The 21288-nt window shown below is 34.6% G+C and carries 17 protein-coding genes; 11 read left to right on the top strand and 6 right to left on the bottom strand.

Annotation, left to right across the window (positions count from 1 at the left end):
* The first annotated feature begins 228 nt into the window (after positions 1-228).
* From RT250_RS09760 to guaB, 5 genes are all read left to right on the top strand, one after another.
* On the top strand, positions 229-1449 hold the full coding sequence (locus RT250_RS09760) for a DUF4856 domain-containing protein (RefSeq protein ID WP_313114454.1): 1221 nt from the start codon (positions 229-231) through the stop codon (positions 1447-1449).
* A 59-nt stretch (positions 1450-1508) separates the two neighbouring features.
* Entirely contained in the window at positions 1509-2630 is a 1122-nt protein-coding gene (locus RT250_RS09755; RefSeq protein ID WP_313114452.1) for an imelysin family protein, read from the top strand.
* 66 nt (positions 2631-2696) lie between these two features.
* Complete coding sequence (locus RT250_RS09750) at positions 2697-4061, top strand: HTTM domain-containing protein (RefSeq protein ID WP_313114451.1); 1365 nt, start codon at positions 2697-2699, stop codon at positions 4059-4061.
* Positions 4062-4071: 10 nt separating this feature from the next.
* Positions 4072-6504 carry a carboxypeptidase-like regulatory domain-containing protein gene (locus RT250_RS09745; RefSeq protein WP_313114448.1) on the top strand — a complete coding sequence of 811 codons (2433 nt, stop codon included), beginning with the start codon at positions 4072-4074 and terminating at the stop codon, positions 6502-6504.
* Between the two features lie 107 nt (positions 6505-6611).
* On the top strand, positions 6612-8084 hold the full coding sequence (gene guaB, locus RT250_RS09740; RefSeq protein ID WP_313114446.1) for an IMP dehydrogenase: 1473 nt from the start codon (positions 6612-6614) through the stop codon (positions 8082-8084).
* A 173-nt stretch (positions 8085-8257) separates the two neighbouring features.
* On the opposite strand, the gene RT250_RS09735 is transcribed toward guaB, so the two are convergent.
* On the bottom strand, positions 8258-8776 hold the full coding sequence (locus RT250_RS09735; RefSeq protein WP_313114445.1) for an OmpH/Skp family outer membrane protein: 519 nt from the start codon (positions 8774-8776) through the stop codon (positions 8258-8260).
* A gap of 116 nt (positions 8777-8892) precedes the next feature.
* Positions 8893-9135, bottom strand: coding sequence for a hypothetical protein (locus RT250_RS09730; protein WP_313114443.1), 243 nt, complete (start codon positions 9133-9135; stop codon positions 8893-8895).
* Between the two features lie 233 nt (positions 9136-9368).
* Between RT250_RS09730 and RT250_RS09725 the strand changes: the two genes are divergently transcribed.
* The 6 genes from RT250_RS09725 to RT250_RS09700 all read left to right on the top strand — a co-directional run bounded on the left by RT250_RS09725 (position 9369) and on the right by RT250_RS09700 (position 17721).
* Positions 9369-11324 carry a peptidylprolyl isomerase gene (locus RT250_RS09725; protein WP_313114442.1) on the top strand — a complete coding sequence of 652 codons (1956 nt, stop codon included), beginning with the start codon at positions 9369-9371 and terminating at the stop codon, positions 11322-11324.
* Positions 11321-12178 carry a peptidyl-prolyl cis-trans isomerase gene (locus RT250_RS09720; protein ID WP_313114440.1) on the top strand — a complete coding sequence of 286 codons (858 nt, stop codon included), beginning with the start codon at positions 11321-11323 and terminating at the stop codon, positions 12176-12178. The genes RT250_RS09725 and RT250_RS09720 overlap by 4 nt, the downstream gene beginning before the upstream one ends.
* A complete protein-coding gene (locus tag RT250_RS09715; RefSeq protein WP_313114439.1) occupies positions 12171-13604 on the top strand; it encodes a peptidylprolyl isomerase in 1434 nt (477 codons plus the stop codon). Before RT250_RS09720 ends, RT250_RS09715 begins: the two co-directional genes overlap by 8 nt.
* A 16-nt stretch (positions 13605-13620) precedes the next feature.
* Entirely contained in the window at positions 13621-14574 is a 954-nt protein-coding gene (locus RT250_RS09710) for an AAA family ATPase (RefSeq protein WP_313114436.1), read from the top strand.
* Positions 14575-14822: 248 nt separating this feature from the next.
* Positions 14823-17087, top strand: a complete 2265-nt coding sequence (locus RT250_RS09705; protein WP_313114433.1) for an aconitate hydratase — start codon at positions 14823-14825, stop codon at positions 17085-17087.
* A gap of 70 nt (positions 17088-17157) precedes the next feature.
* Positions 17158-17721: a TlpA family protein disulfide reductase gene (locus tag RT250_RS09700; protein ID WP_313114431.1), complete on the top strand. Its 564-nt coding sequence runs from the start codon at positions 17158-17160 to the stop codon at positions 17719-17721.
* A gap of 18 nt (positions 17722-17739) precedes the next feature.
* Here the strand turns inward: RT250_RS09700 and RT250_RS09695 are convergent, their stop codons facing one another.
* Genes RT250_RS09695 through crtID form a run of 4 tightly spaced genes read right to left on the bottom strand, consistent with a single transcriptional unit; the run spans position 17740 to position 21258 of the window.
* The gene (locus RT250_RS09695) at positions 17740-18450 is read right to left on the bottom strand and encodes a lycopene cyclase domain-containing protein (RefSeq protein WP_313114430.1); all 711 of its coding nucleotides are present in this window, start codon (positions 18448-18450) and stop codon (positions 17740-17742) included.
* 3 nt (positions 18451-18453) lie between these two features.
* Positions 18454-18903 (bottom strand): sterol desaturase family protein, encoded by a 450-nt coding sequence (locus RT250_RS09690; RefSeq protein WP_313114429.1) that lies wholly within the window; start codon positions 18901-18903, stop codon positions 18454-18456.
* A 49-nt stretch (positions 18904-18952) separates the two neighbouring features.
* Positions 18953-19795, bottom strand: a complete 843-nt coding sequence (locus tag RT250_RS09685; RefSeq protein WP_313114427.1) for a phytoene/squalene synthase family protein — start codon at positions 19793-19795, stop codon at positions 18953-18955.
* A complete protein-coding gene (crtID, locus tag RT250_RS09680) occupies positions 19792-21258 on the bottom strand; it encodes a bifunctional phytoene desaturase/3,4-desaturase (RefSeq protein WP_313114425.1) in 1467 nt (488 codons plus the stop codon). The genes RT250_RS09685 and crtID overlap by 4 nt, the downstream gene beginning before the upstream one ends.
* Positions 21259-21288 lie beyond the last annotated feature (30 nt).

Genomic DNA, 21288 nt, shown 5'->3' with positions numbered 1-21288 from the left:
TGTGCTTACTGCATTTTCAAATTTATTGGAATAAAGTAGCTAATACGTAAAAGTTTTAAGCTTAAAAGGTATGGCCGTTATCACTATAAAAGTCTAAACTACTTCTCATTACAATAAATTTTTAAAATTTATTTAAATTAAATCTAAATAAATTTGCGAGATTTCTATATCACTCTTATTTTTGCGGCTGAAAATTATACTATTTTAATTCAGTCTAAATAATATTTGATGAAAAATTTATTTCTATTTACCTCACTTCTAAGTGCTACCTTTTTTATTTCGTGTTCTTCAGATGATGATCAAGCAATTATTGAAAATAATATTGATACACCAGAAACCTACAAATTTGTGCGTGATGGGGAGTCTAGTGTTAACTTTAGTGGCCAAACTACTCGTATTTTAATGGCTGGCGAGACAGCGCAAGCATTTACAGATTTTGAAAATACTACCGAAGCATCATTATTAGCTATGTATAATCATGAAGCTGGAAACGATGACTTTTCTGATGCTACGCTAAATGCTTCAGGTAAAAATTTAAGAAGTAAGTGTGCTGCATCTTATGATTACTTTGCAACAAATACTGCCGAAAGTGCCCAGATTAAAGCCACTTTTGATAATTATATTATTTCACAAACCAATGAGGTGTTTCCTAACAGAATGGTTATGGCATCTCCGGGAATTGCTGGACAGATTGCTGATGGGGACAAAACCCGATACGTTAATTCAAAAGGTTTGGAGTATAACCAAGCATTTGCCAAAGGTATTTTAGGAGCCCTTATGACAGATCAAATGTTGAATAATTATTTAAGCCCTTCAGTTTTGGATGAAGGCGATAACCGTGAAAAGAATGATGACGGAATCACGGAAGAGAATAAAAATTATACTACAATGGAACACAAATGGGATGAAGCATACGGGTACCTTTATGGGGCCTCTGCGAATCCTGAAAATCCAAACCTAACTATTGGGGATGATGATAAATTTTTAAATGAATATGTTGGTCGTGTTAATGATAATTCAGATTTCTCAACCATAGCTGCCGATATATGGAACGCTTTTAAATTAGGTCGCGCTGCTATTGTGGCAAAAGATTATGAGGTTCGCGATGCTCAGGCCGCAATTATTCGTGAAAAAGTTTCAACTGTACTTGCTGTTCGTGGCATATTCTACCTTCAGATTGGTAAAAATAAAATTGCTGAGGGTAATCGCGAAGGATCATTTCACGCATTATCAGAAGCCTATGGTTTTATTTATAGCCTTCGTTTTGCTAGAAAATCTGAAAGTGCTACACCGCTTTTCACCAGAAATGAAGTAGATACTCTTTTAGCGATGTTGATGGATTCTCCTGAAAATGGTTTCTGGAGTGTTACTCCTGAAACTATTGATGAGGTTTCCGAAGCCATTGCAGTAAAATTTGATTTTACAGTTGCACAAGCAGCCACTAACTAAAACTATAAATTCAACACTCCCCACTAATATATTATTGGTGGGGTTATAAATTTATTACTATGAAATTCCTTCAAGTTTCTGTATTATTAATTACAATATTTACGTCAATCGTTGCGTGTTCAAGTGATAATGAAACTCCGCAAGATGAAGGTGATAACTTTGATCGGGGTACAATGTTAGTTAACTGGGCAGACAATATTATAATTCCTGCCTATACCAGTTTTAACCTGAAGGCTACTGCACTAGAAGCAAGTACAATACAGTTTACTGCAAATCCCACGGCGGAAAATTTGCAATTACTTAGATCGGCTTGGAAAGATGGTTATGTATCGTTTCAACATATTTCAATGTTCGAAATTGGAAAAGCGGAAGAACTTCGTTTTAGAAACCGGTTAAATGTATATCCTGCCAATACAGATCAAATTGAAAATTTTATTGCCAATGGAATATACGATTTTGCTCTGCCTTCTACCATTGATAAACAAGGCTTTCCGGCATTAGATTATATGCTAAACGGATTGGCAGAAACCGATACCAATATTATACAGTTTTACACAACAAACGCTAATGCTGAAGGCTATAAAAATTATCTCTTAGCGTTGTCTGAATCCATTACATCTTTGAGCAATGAGGTTTTAAATAGTTGGATTAACGGGTACCGCGATACTTTTGTAGCAAATACGAGTTCATCGGCATCTGGAGCTGTTGATAAATTGACCAACGATTACATTTTTTATTTTGAAAAATCGCTTCGCGCCGGAAAAGTTGGTATTCCAGCAGGTGTATTCTCTGCCGAAACTTTGCCTCAAAATGTGGAAGCCTATTATAAGAAAGATATTTCAAAAGAACTTTTATTAGAAGCGATTGCCGCAAGCCAAAACTTTTTCAATGGAAAGAGTTTTGACGGAAATGAAAACGGCCCTGGCTTTAATACGTATTTAAACTATTTGAATACCATTAAAAACGGAGAAAATTTAGGTGATTTGATAAATAGTCAATTTGCGGTTGCAAAAACTAAGGCCAATGAACTAAATCCAAATTTGGCTCAGCAGGTAGAAATGGATAATTCTAAAATGCTAGAGACTTATGACGAGTTACAGCGTCTTGTAATTTTAATGAAGGTAGACATGGTTCAAGCCTTTGATGTAAGTATAGATTACATCGATTCTGATGGGGACTAAAATGCTAAGAGAATTAAACTAATTTCGAAAATTAAATTGGCTTACTTCCACGCAGTATAATATACCATGTTCAAAAAAATTAATAAGTATCTAAATAAAACCACACAGGCCGCTCCGTTAGCGGTCTTTCGTGTTTTATTTGGTTTTATGATGTTTTTTAGTATCGTTAGGTTTTGGGCGAATGGGTGGATAGATAAATTATACGTACAACCAAAGTTTTTCTTTAGTTATTACGGTTTTGAATGGGTGAAACCGATTGGAGATTACACTTATATAATATTTATAATTTGTGGTATCGCCTCCCTTTTAGTGGCTTTGGGATATAAATATCGCTTGGCCATTATCGTATTCTTTTTAAGCTTTACCTATATTGAGTTGATGGATAAAACTACGTATCTCAACCACTACTATTTTATAAGTTGTATTGGATTTCTGATGATTTTTTTACCAGCTAATGTTTATTTTTCTGTAGATGCTTTAAAAAATCCTTTAAAAGCTTTTAATGAAATTCCTAAATGGACAGTAGATAGTATTAAGCTTATGCTTGGTATAGTTTATTTTTATGCGGGGTTGGCAAAATTAAATAGTGATTGGTTAGTGAATGCAATGCCTTTAAAAATTTGGCTCCCTTCAAAATATGACTTACCATTTTTAGGAGATTTGATGCAACAGCAGTGGCTGCATTACGCGTTTAGTTATAGCGGTGCGATTTATGATTTAACAATTCCATTTTTACTTTTGTACAAACCTACGCGATGGCTTGCTTTTATTTTAGTTGTAGTCTTTCATGTTCTAACAAGGGTGTTATTCCCTATTGGAATGTTTCCGTATATAATGATTGTAAGTACATTAATTTTCTTTGACACACGTTTCCATCAAAGTATTATCAATTTCATTTCAAAAATATTCGGTTTCCAACTTTCAAAAAATACTGATAGTTCCAAAATAAAAATATATAGGTTTAACAAAAATATATCTTTGCCTGTGGTAACGGTATTTTTTATAGTTCAATTATTGTTTCCTTGGCGATATCTGGCGTATCCTAATGAGCTTTTTTGGACTGAAGAAGGGTATCGTTTTTCCTGGCGGGTAATGCTTATGGAAAAAGCTGGTTACGCGCAATTTAAAATAAAAAATAAGGCAACTGGAGCACAGTTTTTAGTGGATAATACAGATTTTCTAACCCCATTTCAGGAGAAACAAATGAGTACACAGCCAGATTTTATATTGCAGTATGCACATTTTTTAGGCAATCATTTTGCGACCCAAGGACATAAAAACATTGCTGTTTATGTAGAAAGCTATGTAGCATTAAATGGAAGACTCAGTCAACCGTTTATAAATCCAGAAATAGACTTAATGTTACAGAAAGAATCCTTTCAACCAAAAAACTGGATTTTACCATTTAACCATAATATCAAAGGACTTTAAAGATTTTTCCATGTTTAAAAATGCTTTACTAATTTTTTTCTTAGGTTTTAATATTTCAGCTTTTGCGCAATTTTCTGTTTCAGGGCAAGTATTTTCAAATGAATCAAATACAGCAGTTGCTTACGCAGAGGTTTATATTTTAGATTTAGGAAAATCTAGAATTAGCGACGCAGAAGGAAAATTTGAATTCTCCAATATTCCTGCAGGAACTTATGAATTCGCGGTTTTCAGTCTGGAATATGAGGTGTTGAAGAAACATATAACTATTTCTGAAAATACAACCATTTCTTTTAATCTTAAGATGTTGGGCGAACAGTTATCCGAAGTGCTTATTACAAAACGTAAAGAAGAAATTTTCGCGTTGCGAAATTTAAGACAAGTGGAGGGGACAGCCATTTACGCAGGTAAGAAGAGTGAGGTTGTAGTTATGGATAATCTAACTACCAATACAGCAACTAATAATGCACGACAAATATACGCTCAGGTAGTGGGTTTAAATATTTACGAAAATAACGATGGAGGACTACAATTAAATATTGGCGGTCGAGGTTTAAATCCAAACAGAACAGCAAACTTCAACACGAGACAAAATGGGTACGACATTTCCGCAGATGTTTTGGGGTACCCCGAAAGTTATTACACCCCACCTGCAGACGCTATTAGAGAGATTGAAGTTGTTCGTGGTGCAGCATCACTTCAATACGGAACACAGTTTGGAGGTTTAATCAACTTTAAACTAAAAGAACCCAATACTAAAAAGAAGCTAGAGTGGGTTTCACGACAATCTTTAGGTTCCTACAACCTCTTCAATAGCTTTAATAGTTTAAGTGGTACTGTAGGGAAGTTTGGATATTATGTTTATTACAATTTTAAAACAGGAGACGACTTTAGGCCGAACTCCGAATTTGATTCTCATAATGCCTATGCGCATATAGATTATAAATTCTCCAACAATACTAAAGTTGCTTTTGAAATGAGCTACCTGAATTATTTAGCACAACAACCAGGAGGTCTTACCGACAAACAGTTTGAAGAGGATCCTACTTATAGTAATCGGACGCGAAACTGGTTTAAAGTGGACTGGAAGCTATACTCACTTCGATTAGACCATAGTTTTTCCGAAAAGACAGATTTTAGTTTAAATTTATTTGCATTGGACGCTTACAGAAAGACTGTTGGATTTCGTGAAAACAGGGTTTCACAGGAGGATGATTTGGATGCACCTCGAGAACTTATTTCGGGAGATTTCAATAATTGGGGAGCAGAAGCCAGGTTTTTAACACATTATAATTTATTGGGTAATGAAAATGTATTGCTTTTAGGGAGTAAATATTACCAGTCTAAAAATAGCGAACGCCAAGGGCCGGGTAGTGATGGGAGTGATCCAGATTTTAATTTCGCAAATGATAAATACCCTAACTATCCCAGACAAAGTGATTTTGAGTTTCCAAATTTAAACATTGCTATTTTTGGAGAGAGTATTTTTAACCTGAGCTCTAAACTCTCTATAACTCCAGGTTTCCGATTTGAATATATAAAAACGCAGAGCGAAGGCGAATTCAAAAAAATTAATTTTGACATTGCGGGAAATCCTATATTAAATGAGAACATTGAAGATAATCGCGATTTTGATAGAACCTTCATATTATTGGGAGTGGGAATGAGCTATAAACCTTGGCGAGTTATGGAATTATATGGAAATTTAAGTAAGAATTATCGTTCTGTAACTTTTAATGACATTAGAATAACTAATCCTTCGTTGGTAGTGGATCCAAATATAACCGATGAACAGGGATATACTTTCGACTTAGGTGCTCGTGGGAGGTTTGGAAAACACATCTCTTATGATATAGGAGGCTTCTTTTTAAGTTATCAAGATAGGTTAGGCGTAATCGTCAGGGAGGTAAGCGATATTCAGGATGAGCGTTTTCGCGGCAATATAGGCGATGCAGTAACCTATGGATTGGAAAGTTTTGTAGATTGGAATGTGATGGAGTCTTTCTCTACCAATAAAAACTTTAAGATGAATTATTTCATAAATCTCGCAGTTACTGATAGTGAGTATATTTCTTCCGAAGAAAATAATGTAAAAGGAAATAAAGTAGAATTTATTCCGGCAATTAACTTAAAAACTGGGTTAGGATTCGGTTATAAAAACTTTTTGGGGAGTGTTCAATATACCTACTTAAGTAAACAATTTACTGATGCCACGAATAGCGAACGCGATTTTGAAAGTCAAAGCGGTATTGTAGGAGAAATTCCTGCATACGATATTCTTGATATTTCTCTGGCTTATACCTTTGGTGATTTTAAATTGGAAAGTGGAATCAACAACGTTTTAAACAATAGTTATTTTACTAGAAGAGCTACTGGTTATCCAGGACCAGGAATTCTTCCTAGTCAGTCGAGAACTTGGTATGCTACACTTCAAATTAAGCTGTAACCATAATATATTTTAAAATTAAAAGTTGTATATTTGCACGCAATTAAAACATAAATACATTCCGATTCTGTCACTTCAGTTTAGCCTCGGAAATTAAATTAATTGCAATGACTGCACACAATAACAAAATTCTTGGAGAAGGCCTTACTTATGACGATGTACTTTTAGTGCCCGCATATTCTGAAGTTTTACCCCGTGAGGTTTCAATAACCACCAAATTTTCTAGAAACATTATACTTAACGTTCCAATAGTTTCTGCAGCTATGGATACCGTTACTGAAAGCGCTATGGCAATTGCTATGGCTAGAGAAGGTGGAATTGGTGTTCTTCATAAAAATATGACCATTGAGCAGCAGGCTGCCGAAGTAAGAAAAGTTAAGCGTGCAGAAAGCGGAATGATTATAGATCCAGTTACGCTTCAAAAAGAAAATACTGTAGGAGATGCTCAAAATACAATGCGTGAATACAGTATTGGTGGAATACCGATTACTGATGAAGCAGGACTACTTATTGGAATAGTAACTAATCGTGATTTGCGTTTCGAAAAAAACTTGAAACGTCCGTTATCCGAAGTTATGACTTCAGAAAATTTAGTGACAGTTGCGCAAGGAACTTCACTAAAACAAGCAGAGATAATTCTTCAGCAAAACAAAATTGAAAAGCTCCCTGTTGTAGATGATTCGGGAAAACTTTTGGGGTTAATTACCTTTAGAGATATAACAAAACTTACCCAAAAACCAAGTGCTAATAAAGATCAATTCGGAAGACTTCGCGTAGCAGCAGCATTAGGTGTAACTCCTGATGCAGTTGATAGAGCAGAAGCTCTAGTAAATGCTCAAGTTGATGCAGTAATTATCGATACAGCTCACGGGCATACTAAGGGTGTGGTAGATGTTTTGAAAAAAGTAAAAGAAAAGTTTCCAGATTTAGATGTTGTAGTTGGAAACATAGCAACGCCAGAAGCTGCATTGTACTTAGTTGAGGCTGGGGCAGATGCTGTAAAAGTTGGAATCGGGCCAGGTTCAATTTGTACTACAAGAGTAGTTGCTGGAGTTGGTTTTCCACAGTTTTCAGCAGTTTTAGAAGTTGCTGCAGCTTTAAAAGGAACAGGTGTGCCTGTAATCGCAGATGGTGGAATTCGTTATACAGGTGATATTCCTAAAGCATTGGCTGCAGGTGCAGATTCTGTAATGTTAGGTTCGCTATTAGCGGGAACCAAAGAATCTCCAGGGGAAACAATTATCTACGAAGGAAGAAAATACAAGTCATACCGAGGAATGGGTTCTGTGGAAGCTATGAAACAAGGTAGTAAGGACCGCTACTTCCAAGATGTAGAAGATGATATTAAAAAATTAGTGCCAGAAGGAATTGTAGGCCGTGTACCATATAAAGGTGAGTTAATTGAAAGTATGACTCAGTTTATTGGAGGTCTTCGCGCCGGTATGGGATATTGCGGTGCAAAGGATGTTGAATTTTTAAAAGAAAATGGAAAATTCGTTAAAATAACATTTTCAGGGGTTACAGAAAGCCATCCTCATGATGTAACTATTACTAAAGAAGCTCCTAATTATAGTAGATAATTTATTCGACATGTATTAATTAAAAAACAAAAGACACTAGGATTTCCTAGTGTCTTTTGTTTTTAATATTATTTGGTATTACTTTAATAAGACCAAATATACTAGCAAAATTTTTTCGACAAAAAAAGGTGAAGCTATTGACCTCACCTTTTTAAAATTATATGATAAAGAATTTAGTTTCCTTCGGCTTCTTCAGCAGATACTGAAATGCCAAGTTCTAATAAAATAGGAACTGTAAGGTCGTAAGCTGGGTCTAAATATACAATGTCTTGTGTTGTTCTAGTTACCTGAGTATAACCTTGTTGTTTAGCTACTTTTTCTAACGCTTGACCTATCTTAGTGTATAATGGCTTCAGTGCTTCTTGTCGTCTTATTTCCATAAGCTTTGCTCCATTTTGCTGAAACTTTTGGATATCGTTATCTAACGCTAGCAAAGCTGTTTGCTTTTCTTTCTTAATTTCAGCTGAATACGTAGCTTCATCTTTCTTATACTCCTCAAGAAGCACTTTGTATTCGTCTATTTTTTTGTTTAAATCTACGTCTAAAGACTTTCCGTAAGTTTCCATTTCAGTTTGTACAGAAGTAAGTTCTGGCATTTTTGAAAGTATATACTCTATGTCTACAGCACCTACTTTTCCTTGTGCAAAAGTGGAAAGACTAATAAAGAAAACGGCAATTTTTAAAAATTTCATTTCGTTTATAATTAATTATTTAGAGGGCAATATTACTATAAAATTTCCAAAAAACCCTAAATGATAGAATTAGAGTACGCTAAATTTATCTTAATTTAATGTATCAGGATTAACACTTATGCTTCATCGTAATACTGTCCACGGGTAGGTTTTAGTGTTTCTCTCAAAGAATTCATTAAATCTTTATTAACAACCATATATGCCGTGTGATGCATTTTTGAAAGTTCCTCTTGACCTATTGTTGGATTGTTGAGATTTTCCATCTGTGCAAATTCAGATAGATGTATAGTGTGGTGTTTTGCTGTTTGTTCGGCGTTAGGGCCGCGAAAATCCCAGATAAGTTTTACTCTTTCACTCATTCGTTTGTTTTTTATAGATCTCAAATACTTTTTTTGAAATTTAAAATCTAAATTTTAAGACCAATGCAAGTTAAGTGTTTTTTGTATTTATTTTATTATTGAAGACACTATATTGCCGATAAATTCGTTTGCTTTTGGGTGTGATTTCACGTAGGTTTTTGCTATTTTCGCACATTTGTAAGCCAAAATATTTGTATAGGCATAACTTCATTTAAAACAATAATTCAATAATAATGAGAAAATTTCTTACCGTATGTCTTTTAGCTTTTTTAAGCGCGACGACAGTTTTTGCACAAAGTAAAAAAGATGAACTTCTAACGATAGATGGTTCTCCTGTTTATGTAAAAGAATTTAATCGTGTTTATAAGAAAAACTTAGATCTTGTTCAGGACGAATCTCAAAAAGATGTCGACGGCTACTTGGAGTTATTTATAGATTATAAATTAAAAGTTGCTGAAGCCCGTGCACAAGGTTTAGATCAAGATCAATCCTACGTAAGAGAGCTTTCTCAATATCGCGATCAACTTTCAAGACAGTATTTAGCAAAAGATCAAATTACTGATGAATTGTCTAAGGAAGCCTACGAAAGAGGTAAAGAAGAGATAAATGCTTCTCACATTTTAATTCTTGTTGATTTTGATGCAATGCCACAAGATACATTGGCTGCTTATAACAAATTAAAGAAGATTCGCGAGCGCGCTTTAAAAGGTGAAGATTTCACCGAATTAGCCAAAAAACATTCTGAAGAGCCTAATGCTTCAGTAAGTGGTGGAGATTTGGGTTACTTCTCGGTTTTCCAAATGGTTTATCCTTTCGAAACAGAAGCTTACAATACTAAAACAGGAGAGATTTCAAATATAGTTAGAACTCAGTTTGGGTATCACCTTATAAAAGTAAACGATAGAAGAGAAAGAGCTCCAAAAATTGAAGTAAGTCATATAATGATTTCCGACAAAAGAAAAGAACGCAATTTTGATCCTCAAGAGCGTATTCAGGAAATTTATAAACTTCTAGAGCAAGGGGAGTCTTTTGAGAGTTTGGCAAAACAATACTCAGACGATAGGGGTTCTGGAAATAAAGGTGGGGAATTAAAGCCATTCACTAGAGGCGATCTTAAGGCACCAGAATTTGAAGCAGCTGCATACAAACTTAAAACTCCAGGTGAATTAAGTAAGCCTGTAAAATCTGAGTTTGGATGGCATATCATCAAATTGAGAAATATTATTCCAGAAGAAAGCTACGAAAGCCAAAAAGAAACGCTTGATAAAAAAGTAGAGGGTGGCGATAGATCTAAAGTAGTATATCACGCAGTAAATAAGAAAATTAAAGATAAATATGGTTTTAAAGAAGGTGTAGATTATTTGCCGTTTTTTGATAATTATGTTTCAAAAGATGTCTTTAACAGAAGATGGGAAGGTGAAGAGATAAAACCAGAAGACGATAAGGTGTTGTTTACAATTGGAGATAAAGATTTAAAGTATTCAGATTTTGCTACTTATATTTCTTATCGTCAAAAATCTACTAGAGCTTTTAAAGATAAAACTCTTTTATTAAACAGTTTATATGAAGAATTTGTGAACGTAAGTTTAACAGATTACTTTAAAGACAAATTAGAAGATGAAAATGAAGCGTATGCAGCTGTTTTAGATGAATACCGAAATGGTCTTTTGATTTTTGATGTGATGAATAAAAATATTTGGCAAAAAGCTAAAACTGATACTGTTGGTCTGCAGGAGTTTTATGATAAAACAAAAAACAATTACACTTGGAAACAACGTTTAGATGCAGAGATTTATTCGGCAACTTCTAAGAAGGTAGCTCAAGAAATTCAAGCGATGTTGAAAAACAACAAGGCTGTTGATGAAATAAAATCTGAAATAAATAAAAATGAAGAAGTAAAGGTATTAGCTTCAACTGGTACTTTTGAAGTTGACGCTGATGATTTACCTAAAAATATTACCGCTAAAAAGGGTGTGTCGGATATTTACGAGAGTAACGATTCGTATATAGTTGTAAATGTAAAAGATATTTTAGCTCCTAGTATAAAGCCTTTAGATGAAGTAAAAGGTAGAGTTTTAAGTGATTATCAAAATCATTTAGAGCAGGAGTGGAATAAAACTCTACGTGCTAAGTATAATGTTCACGTAAATAAAAAAGCCTTAAAGCGTATCAAAAAAGAGCTTAAGTGATAAGAACAATTCTTTTTTTTCTCATATTATCATCCGTTTTCACGGGCTGCAATTACTTTGAAAAACCAACAGAGGAAAACGTTGTAGCTAGAGTTAACGACAACTACCTATATTTGAGTGAGGTTGAAAGTTTAGTGCCAGAAAACTCTTCAAAAGAAGATAGTGTTTTAATTGTCAATAATTATATCAATCGTTGGGCGACTCAGAAGTTGCTTATCGACCAAGCTAAAATTAATTTATCACCGGATAAGCTTCAACAATTTGATAAATTGGTTGAAGAATATAAAAACGATTTGCTAACTGAAAGCTATAAAGGAGCTGTTGTTGGTAAACAAATAGATAGTGTGATAACTGAAGAGGATTATAGAATATATTACTCTACAAACATCGATAATTTTAGACTAAAAGATTTATTGGTAAAATTAAGGTACATACACTTACCTCCCGAATACGATGGAATACAAGAAGTAAAACAGAAATTATCACGCTACGATAAAAAAGATAAAAAGTCATTGACTACCGAAAATTACAGATTCGTTTCAAGTAATTTTAATGATTCGGTTTGGATTAAAAAACAAATGCTACTCAATGTTTTACCTGTTTTAAAAGGAATTAATGAGCAAGTGTTAAAAAAATCAAATTTTGTACAATTACAAGATTCTTTGGGGGTATATTTGGTGAAAATTGAAGATGTACTCAATCCCAATGATACGCCACCACTTTCATATATTAAACCTACATTAAAGCAGATTATTCTCAACAAAAGAAAGCTCGAACTTATTAAAAAGTTTGAAGCCGATATTACTAAAGACGCTATAGAAACAAAAAACTTTGAAATTTACACCAATGAATAAATTCTTATTACTATTTCTTTTATGCACACCAATGATTTACGGCCAAACAGTATTGGAGCCGGATAGCAGTGGAGTTGTAAAAAGTAACGATTCGCTTGTAGTGAGTCAAGCTCTTAAAAAAGACACAATAGTACCATTTAAACGATTTAAAGCTGAAGGCGTTAGCGCAGTAGTAGGCGAACATATTATTTTGGATAGCGATATTGATAAGGCTTATGTTGAAATGAAATCACAAGGTATGTCTGTTGATGATGTGAGCCGTTGCCAATTAATGGGGAAGCTAATGGAAGACAAACTCTATGCTCATCAGGCTAAACAAGATAGTATTATGGTTGCTGATGCTGAAATAAATGGAATGATAGACCAGCAATTGCAGTATATGGTTTCGGAATTAGGAAGTGAAGAGAAAGTTGCAGCCTATTATCGCAAAGACAATATTGCAGATTTAAGAAAAGAGCTTTTTGAAGCAAATAAGAATATAAAACTAGCTAGCTTAATGCAGCAAAAGGTGATTGAAAAAGTTGAAGTTACTCCTGAAGAGGTACGTACATTCTTCTTTTCAATTCCAGAAGATGAGCGCCCAGTATTTAGTGCTGAAATTGAAATTGCTCAAATCGTAGTTGAGCCCGAAATTACACAACAAGCAAAAGATGAAGTTATAGCTAAGTTATACGCTATGCGTGCCGATATTATGGACAACGACGCAAGTTTTTCTACTAAGGCAGTACTTTACTCTAAAGATCCAGGTTCCGCGTCAAAAGGAGGTCTATATGAAGGAGTTACAAGAGACTCGCCTTGGGCTAAAGAATTTAAAGATCAGGCTTTTTCATTGTTAGAAGGAGAAGTAAGTGAGCCATTTGAAACCGAATTTGGATATCATATTCTTTATGTTGAAAAAATTCGTGGTCAAGAAGTAGATGTACGTCACATCTTATTATTCCCAGAAGTTTCACAAAAATCTATAGATGATGCGCATAAAAGAATGGATGATATTAGAGCCGAAATTGAAGCCGGAGAAATCTCCTTCGCTCAAGCAGCTCAGAAATACTCAGACGATAAAGAAACACGCAACAACGGCGGACGATTAGTAAACCCAGTTACATTCGATACTAAATTCGACTTAACAAAAATGGATCCTACCCTTAGTGCTAAGGTGTACAATCTTGAAGAAGGTGAAGTGTCTAAAGTTTTTACAGATCGTGACCGTACAGGTAAGAGTAGTCTGAAAATTCTTACAGTTACCAAACGTTTTGAAGAACACGCTGCAGATTATGCGAAAGATTATGAGCGTATTAAAGAATTGGCATTGCGTGAAAAGCAAATTAAAGTAATAAACAAGTGGCAGAACGAAAAGATTAAAAGTACCTATATTAGCATCAACGAAGATTACCAAGATTGTGACTTCGCAGGGGATTGGGTAAAATAATTTATGATTTTTTAATATGTCAGACGTAGCAGCCGTAAAACAACTGGTTTCAAAATACAATGCCCTTAGGCAGGAAATAAAAAAAGTAATAGTAGGTCAAGACGAAGTGGTAGAGCAAGTGTTGCTTTCCATATTTTCTGGCGGCCATGCGTTGCTTATTGGTGTTCCTGGGCTTGCAAAAACCTTGTTGGTGAATACTGTTGCTGAAGCTTTGGGGTTAAACTTTAAAAGAATACAATTTACTCCAGACTTAATGCCTAGTGATATTCTAGGTTCAGAAATTTTGGATAAAGACCGTGAGTTTAAATTTATCAAAGGCCCAATATTTGCAAATATTATTCTTGCCGATGAGATTAATAGAACACCACCTAAAACACAAGCAGCACTTTTAGAAGCAATGCAAGAACGCGCTGTAACTGTGGCTGGACATCACTACAAATTAGATTTACCTTATTTTGTGCTCGCTACACAAAACCCTATTGAACAGGAGGGAACCTATCCCTTACCTGAAGCCCAATTAGACCGCTTTATGTTTGCGATTAACTTAGAATACCCTTCGTTTGCTGAGGAAGTAGAAGTTGTAAAGCAAACTACCGCTGGTGTAAATCAAAGTGTAAACGCACTGTTTACAGCTCAAGAAATTATCGGTTTTCAACAGCTAATTAGAAGAATTCCTGTAGCCGAAAACGTTATTGAATACGCGGTTGGATTAGTTGGAAAAACGAGACCTAATAGTCCTTCAGCACCTGAAATTGTAAAAAATTACGTAGATTGGGGAGCAGGACCTAGAGCTTCACAAAACCTAATTTTAGCAGCAAAATCGAATGCGGCTTTAAATGGAAAATACTCTCCAGATATTGAAGATGTTCAAAAAGCTGCTATCGGAATCTTAAGGCACCGACTAATAAAAAATTATAAAGCAGAGGCTGAAGGCTTGAGCATTGAAGAAATTATTAGAAGTTTATTCTAACTTCTTTCATTAAATTATAGGGGAGGTCTTTCACTATAAAAATTATAGAAGATAAAAATTAGACACTTATTAAGTTGCTCTTATCTTTTTAAAATTCTCATTATTAGTAGTTAAAAATTAAAGAATTGATATTTTTTAATAACTAAAATTGGTTTTAATTGAATTATATTCATTAAAGAAGCAACTTCGTTAAATACTTTTTAAATAATCCAAATTTTTGTAAATTCGCAACAACAAAAAATACAACTATGGCTTTTGATATTGATATGATTAAAAAGGTGTACGCCCAGATGGCAGAACGTGTTGATAAAGCACGTGAAATCACGGGTAGACCCCTTACACTTTCTGAAAAGATACTTTATTCTCACCTTTGGGATGGCACACCAAGTACCGCTTTCCAACGGGGAAAAGATTATGTAGATTTTGCTCCAGATAGGATTGCTTGCCAAGATGCAACAGCACAAATGGCATTGTTACAATTTATGCAAGCAGGAAAAAAATCGGTTGCAGTTCCAACTACTGTTCACTGCGATCACTTAATTCAAGCAAAACAGGGTGCTGCAAAAGATTTAATGCGCGCTAACGAAACAAGTAATGAGGTATTTGACTTCTTAGAATCTGTTTCAAACAAATACGGAATTGGTTTTTGGAGACCAGGAGCCGGAATTATTCACCAAGTAGTACTTGAAAACTACGCTTTCCCAGGAGGAATGATGATTGGTACCGATAGCCATACTGTAAACGCAGGTGGTTTAGGAATGGTAGCAATTGGAGTTGGTGGTGCCGATGCAGTTGATGTAATGGCAGGAATGCCTTGGGAATTAAAATTTCCAAAACTTATTGGTGTTAAATTAACTGGAAAGTTAAACGGATGGACTGCCTCTAAAGACGTAATCTTAAAAGTAGCTGGTATTCTAACAGTAAAAGGTGGAACAGGTGCTATAGTTGAATATTTTGGTCCAGGAGCTAAGAACCTTTCTTGTACTGGTAAAGGAACTATTTGTAATATGGGTGCCGAAATTGGAGCGACTACTTCAACATTTGGTTACGACGATTCTATGGAGCGTTTCCTACGTGCTACAGATAGAAATGAAATTGCTGATGAAGCAAACAAAATACGCGAGTATTTAACTGGAGATGATGAAGTTTACGAAAATCCAGAACAATATTTCGATCAAGTAATTGAAATTGATCTATCTACACTACGCCCGCACCTAAACGGTCCATTTACTCCAGATTTAGCTACTGAAGTTGGTGATTTAGGTGAAAAAGCAAGAAAAAATGATTGGCCACTTAAAGTTGATTGGGGATTAATCGGTTCTTGTACAAACTCTTCATATGAAGATCTATCTAGAGCTGCATCTATTGCACAACAAGCAATTGATAAAAAATTAAAATCGAAAAGTGACTTCGGGATTAATCCAGGTTCAGAACAAATTCGCTACACTGCAGAGCGTGATGGCTTACTAGATGTTTTTGAAAACCTTGGCGCTACTATCTTTACTAACGCCTGCGGACCTTGTATTGGGCAGTGGGATAGAAGTGATAGAAAAGGCGAAGAAAAGAACACTATTGTGCACTCTTTTAATAGAAATTTCTCAAAACGTGCAGATGGTAACCCAAATACACATGCCTTTGTAGGATCGCCAGAAATGGTCGCAGCAATTGCAATTTCCGGTCGTTTAGATTTCGACCCTATGAATGATACCCTTATTAATGAAGATGGAGAAGAGGTTAAATTAGACGAGCCAGTTGGACTTGAATTACCTCCTAAAGGTTTTGCGGTTGACGATAATGGCTATTTAGCGCCAACTGAAGACGGTAGCACTGTTGAAGTTAAAGTTGCAACGGAAAGTGAGCGCCTTCAATTGTTAGAGCCATTCGTGCCAATTCAAGATGCTGAATTACAAGGTGTAAAACTTTTAATAAAAGCATTCGGAAAATGTACTACAGACCATATTTCTATGGCAGGACCTTGGTTACGTTACCGTGGACACTTAGATAATATTTCAAACAATACCTTAATTGGGGCTGTTAATGCTTTCAATAAGAAAACAAACTTCGTTAAAAATCAATTGACTGAGGAATACGGAGGTGTACCAGATGTACAACGTGAATATAAAGCACAAGGAATTAAAACTATTGTTGTGGGTGACCATAACTACGGAGAAGGTTCTTCTCGTGAGCACGCAGCAATGCAGCCTAGATTCTTGGGTGTTGCAGCTGTTTTGGTAAAATCTTTCGCAAGAATTCACGAAACAAACTTGAAAAAACAAGGTATGCTTGGATTGACATTTGCTAATGAAGCAGATTACGATCTAATTCAGGAAGATGATACGTTCAACTTTGTAGATATTGCAGATTTTGCTCCTAATAAACCATTGACAATTGAAGTTGTTCATAAGGATGGAAGTAAAGATGTTATTATGGCAAACCATACGTATAACGATGCTCAAATTAAGTGGTACCGTGAAGGTTCAGCTTTAAATTTGATTAAAAAGCAAAACGCTTAATAAGCACTATTTTTAATATACAAACCTAACAGGTTTAATTACCTGTTAGGTTTTTTTATACCTTAGAGTTATGACTGGTTTTTTAAAGAAACACTGGAGTAATATTTTATTCGTTGGATTACTTGTTTTACTAATTATCCCGCAAACGAGGATGCCAATACAAGTTTTTGTACAACGATTAATCTCATTTTCTCCATCTGAAAAAGCCGAGGCTAAACGAGAAACGTTAACCGATTACAATTGGAGTTTACAACCGCTCAATTCTAAAGAAATCAATTTCTCACAATCTGAAGGAAAGGTTACAATAGTAAATCTTTGGGCTACTTGGTGTCCGCCGTGTGTTGCGGAAATGCCTTCTTTTCAAAAACTATACAACAGTTATGGAGACAAAGTAGATTTCTATTTCGTTACTTCAGAAACTCCAGAAAAGATTGAGAAATTTATGGATAAAAACGGTTATAATTTGCCGGTATATATCCAAAAATATAAAGCACCAACACAATTAGAATCCAATGTGCTTCCTACCACTTATGTAATGTCTAAAACAGGTGAAATAGTTATAGATGAAACGGGTGTAGCCGATTGGAATAGCAAGAAAATGAGAGCCCTTTTAGATAGACTTCTATCGGAATAGATATTAAGTTTAAGTTTACTATTTTTTAATTTCTTCCGTTTGTGAAGGGTATTTCTCTTTAAACTTTTCCATTAATACAAATATTGTAAGCAACATAGTAAGTGCGTAAACACTATCTTCAATAGGAACAGTTCCAATTCGAATTCCAAGGTTTTCAGCATCGTTATACCACACTACTTGTTCGTTAATCCAACTTCCAGTTAAGAAACCATTCACTATAAAAAATGGTATAAGGAGCACTAAAAAAACTGGAAAAAATATATTTAAAGCACTTCGCATATAATTGAAGACTAATCCTAGTAATACAACCGCATATGCAAAATTAATTGCTGTGTACCAACGATCGAAGTTGTAGAGAAGAATTGCAATAAAAGTGGTTTGCAGGGTATAATAAACGAGTTTTGTAAGATTATTGGAAAACGAAAATTTAGGCCACAAATTTTTAAAGGCATATATAGTGAATAGACAAGCGTAGGGAATACAGATAAAAAACAGCCATTCTTCAATAGGGAGATTTACTACTCGATATCCTGATAGGTAAGTATCGTTAAAACCCCAAAACCCATTTTGAGTGAAAATGATATCCCAAGAAACAAAAAAAGCCATCATTATAAAGGTGGCGGGAAAAAAGTATTTCCACAATTTGTAGAACTTCAATTTTGGGTGAAAACTGAAAATAAAAGGAATGCTTAATGAAGCTAAATCCAATACAAAATAAAGGTGCCACATAATTTATTTCTTGAAGTATTTTAATGGTGGAAGTAACATTCCGAAACACTCTCCATCTTCTTTACCTAAGTGTTTATGGTGTATTTTATGCGCTCTTCTAATTCCTCTAGCGTACCAATTATTTGCATTTCTAAATAACTTAAAGCGCTGGTGGATAAAGATATCGTGAACAAAGAAGTAAGCGAGGCCATAAGCAAAAATTCCTAAACCAATTGGCAATCCAGCCCAGAAGCCATAATAACTCCACCCAATAAAACAGCTTATACTTATTAACGCATAAAAAAGAAAAAAATAATCATTGCGTTCCCACCAACTGCCGTGATCTTTTTTGTGATGATCTTTGTGCAACTTCCATAAAAACCCGTGCATAATATATTTATGAGTGAACCACGCCATAAATTCCATTATGCAGAAAGTAGCAACGAAAATTATTATCCAAAGAACTGTATCCATTTATACTATTAGTTGTTTTAAGTTTTAGAAATCTTGTTTAGAAATAATGTTACCTCACCAAATTTAATTGATATTTCACATAGCTCCTCATTAAGAGCCCAAACTTTTCAGTATTTGGGATTCGAATCCGAGTATTTTTAATTTCTAAAGCGGGAGTTTTTTGAAGTTTTTTCAATAGCCTTTTATAATATCTATACGCAATAAAAACTCCTAGTTTCGCTTCATTTGGAAGATGTAGTATTCCCTGATATCCTTTGTCGAAATTATCAGTTATTTCACTAATTATATCTTGTTTTGAAACTTCATCTAACGAATCTAAATTTGCATTTGGAAAATAAGTTCGTTGTAGATTATCGTGGTCTTCTTTTAAATCTCTGAGAAAATTTACCTTTTGAAAAGCCGAACCTAAATTCATAGCTGCTTCTTTTAGGGCTATGTACTTATCTGTATTTCCTTTTACAAACACTTTTAAGCACATCAGTCCAACAACATCTGCTGAACCATAAATGTAGTTGTTAAACTCTTCTGCAGTAGTGTAAACCTGTTTTGTTAGGTCTAGACGCATACTTGCCATAAAAGTATCTATCAACTCTCTGTCAATGTTGTATTTGTATACAGTATGTTGAAATGAATTTAATATTGGATTCAAACTAATACGATCTTCCAAAGCTTCATTTAAAGCAATTTCAAAACGATTAAAAAGTACTTCTTTGTTGTAATCGTGAAATGAGTCTACAATTTCATCGGCAAAGCGAACAAATCCGTAAATATTGTGAATATCTTGACGAATAGATGGTGCCAGCATTCGCGTAGCTAACGAAAAAGATGTACTATAAGTTTCAGTAACCTTTTTGCTGCAGGATTTGGATACTATGTCGAAAAGTTCTTTCACTTCTTTCTTGATTTTTCAATTAATCCTGCTGCCAATTTTCCTGAAATTAAAGCTGGTGGTACTCCGGGACCAGGAACAGTAAGTTGTCCCGTGAAAAATAAATTCTTCACTTTACTGCTCTTTAAATTTGGTCTTAAAAATGCTGTTTGCAAAAGCGTATTAGCAAGCCCGTATGCATTTCCTTTATAACTATTGTAATCTGAAATAAAGTCGTTTACGCAAAATGACTCTTTAAATATAACTGATTTTGCTATAGATTGATTCGTAACATCTTCAAATCTTTTCACTATTTTTTCAAAATACACTTCTCTTATCTTTAGATTGTCTTCCAAACCAGGTGCAAGAGGTATAAGAAAAATTGCTAATTCCTTTCCTTTAGGCGCAACATTCTCATCTGTTTTTGAAGGAAAACTAGCGTAAAATAAAGGTTCTTTAGGCCATTCGGGGGTGTCGTAAATTTCTTCAGAATGCTTCTTAAAATCAACATCAAAAAATAAAGTGTGATGATCTACATTTTGAATCTCCTTATCAAATCCTACGTAGAAAAGTAGGGCAGAAGGAGCAAACGTTTTTCTTTTCCAATAACTCTCAGAATATTGACGATATTTAGAGGGTAGCAAGCTTTCGGTATGGTGATAATCTGCACCACTTAGTACAAAATCGGCATTTACTTGATTTCCATTTACTATAATCGATGTCGCTTGTCCGTTTTCAACAGTAATCTTTTCAACGTTTTGATTTGTTTTAATTGTTACACCTAGCTCTTCTGTAAGTTGCTGAATTCCTTTTACTACAGCATACATCCCTCCCTTTGGATGAAATGTACCTAAACCAAAATCGGCATAATTCATAAAGCTGTAAAAAGATGGTGTATTTGATGGCTTAGCACCTAAAAATAGAACAGGAAATTCTAATATAGAAATTAGTTTTGGATTGTTAAATTCTTTCCTTACGTCTTTACTGATGGTGCTAAAGAATTGTCCAACTTTTTTTATGGTGGCAGGAGTTACAAGTTCTAAAGGTGAAACTCCAGGTCTATAAACCAGATCTTTTATGGCTATATTATAATTATCTTGGGCTTGTGCAATAAACTTTTTTAACTTCGTTGAGCTACCTGCTTCTTCATTCTCAAAGGCAACACAAATTTTCTCTAGAGTATCTTCAATAGTTATATAATCGTTTTTTCCAAAATAAACGCGATAGGCAGGATTGAGTTTTTCTAATTGGTAATATTCAGCAGGAGACTTTCCGAAATCGGAGAAAAATCGTTCAAATACATCGGGCATCCAGTACCAAGTAGGGCCCATATCAAATTTAAATCCATCCTTTATTAACTGTCTGGCGCGGCCCCCAATGCTAGAATTTTTTTCATATATAGTAACATTGTACCCCGCTTTAGCTAAATAGCAAGAAGCAGCAAGGGAAGAAAACCCGGAACCGATAAGAAATACGGACTTATTCATTTTGTTTAACAAATGTACAAAATAATTAAA

The sequence above is a fragment of the Aequorivita sediminis genome (assembly GCF_032080575.2).
Classification (GTDB): domain Bacteria; phylum Bacteroidota; class Bacteroidia; order Flavobacteriales; family Flavobacteriaceae; genus Aequorivita; species Aequorivita sediminis.
Note: the sequence above shows the minus strand (reverse complement) of the source record. Positions and strands in the feature narration are given on the sequence as shown.

What these genes read in the sequence shown, in the direction of transcription:
- RT250_RS09755 (WP_313114452.1), top strand. Translation starts at nt 1,509, where the DNA reads ATGAAATTCCTTCAAGTTTCTGTATTATTAATTACAATATTTACGTCA.
- RT250_RS09745 (WP_313114448.1), top strand. Translation starts at nt 4,072, where the DNA reads ATGTTTAAAAATGCTTTACTAATTTTTTTCTTAGGTTTTAATATTTCA.
- RT250_RS09700 (WP_313114431.1), top strand. Translation starts at nt 17,158, where the DNA reads ATGACTGGTTTTTTAAAGAAACACTGGAGTAATATTTTATTCGTTGGA.
- RT250_RS09690 (WP_313114429.1), bottom strand. Translation starts at nt 18,903, where the DNA reads ATGGATACAGTTCTTTGGATAATAATTTTCGTTGCTACTTTCTGCATA.
- RT250_RS09725 (WP_313114442.1), top strand. Translation starts at nt 9,369, where the DNA reads ATGAGAAAATTTCTTACCGTATGTCTTTTAGCTTTTTTAAGCGCGACG.
- RT250_RS09750 (WP_313114451.1), top strand. Translation starts at nt 2,697, where the DNA reads ATGTTCAAAAAAATTAATAAGTATCTAAATAAAACCACACAGGCCGCT.
- RT250_RS09730 (WP_313114443.1), bottom strand. Translation starts at nt 9,135, where the DNA reads ATGAGTGAAAGAGTAAAACTTATCTGGGATTTTCGCGGCCCTAACGCC.
- RT250_RS09735 (WP_313114445.1), bottom strand. Translation starts at nt 8,776, where the DNA reads ATGAAATTTTTAAAAATTGCCGTTTTCTTTATTAGTCTTTCCACTTTT.
- RT250_RS09760 (WP_313114454.1), top strand. Translation starts at nt 229, where the DNA reads ATGAAAAATTTATTTCTATTTACCTCACTTCTAAGTGCTACCTTTTTT.
- guaB (WP_313114446.1), top strand. Translation starts at nt 6,612, where the DNA reads ATGACTGCACACAATAACAAAATTCTTGGAGAAGGCCTTACTTATGAC.
- RT250_RS09705 (WP_313114433.1), top strand. Translation starts at nt 14,823, where the DNA reads ATGGCTTTTGATATTGATATGATTAAAAAGGTGTACGCCCAGATGGCA.
- RT250_RS09695 (WP_313114430.1), bottom strand. Translation starts at nt 18,450, where the DNA reads ATGTGGCACCTTTATTTTGTATTGGATTTAGCTTCATTAAGCATTCCT.
- RT250_RS09715 (WP_313114439.1), top strand. Translation starts at nt 12,171, where the DNA reads ATGAATAAATTCTTATTACTATTTCTTTTATGCACACCAATGATTTAC.
- RT250_RS09710 (WP_313114436.1), top strand. Translation starts at nt 13,621, where the DNA reads ATGTCAGACGTAGCAGCCGTAAAACAACTGGTTTCAAAATACAATGCC.
- crtID (WP_313114425.1), bottom strand. Translation starts at nt 21,258, where the DNA reads ATGAATAAGTCCGTATTTCTTATCGGTTCCGGGTTTTCTTCCCTTGCT.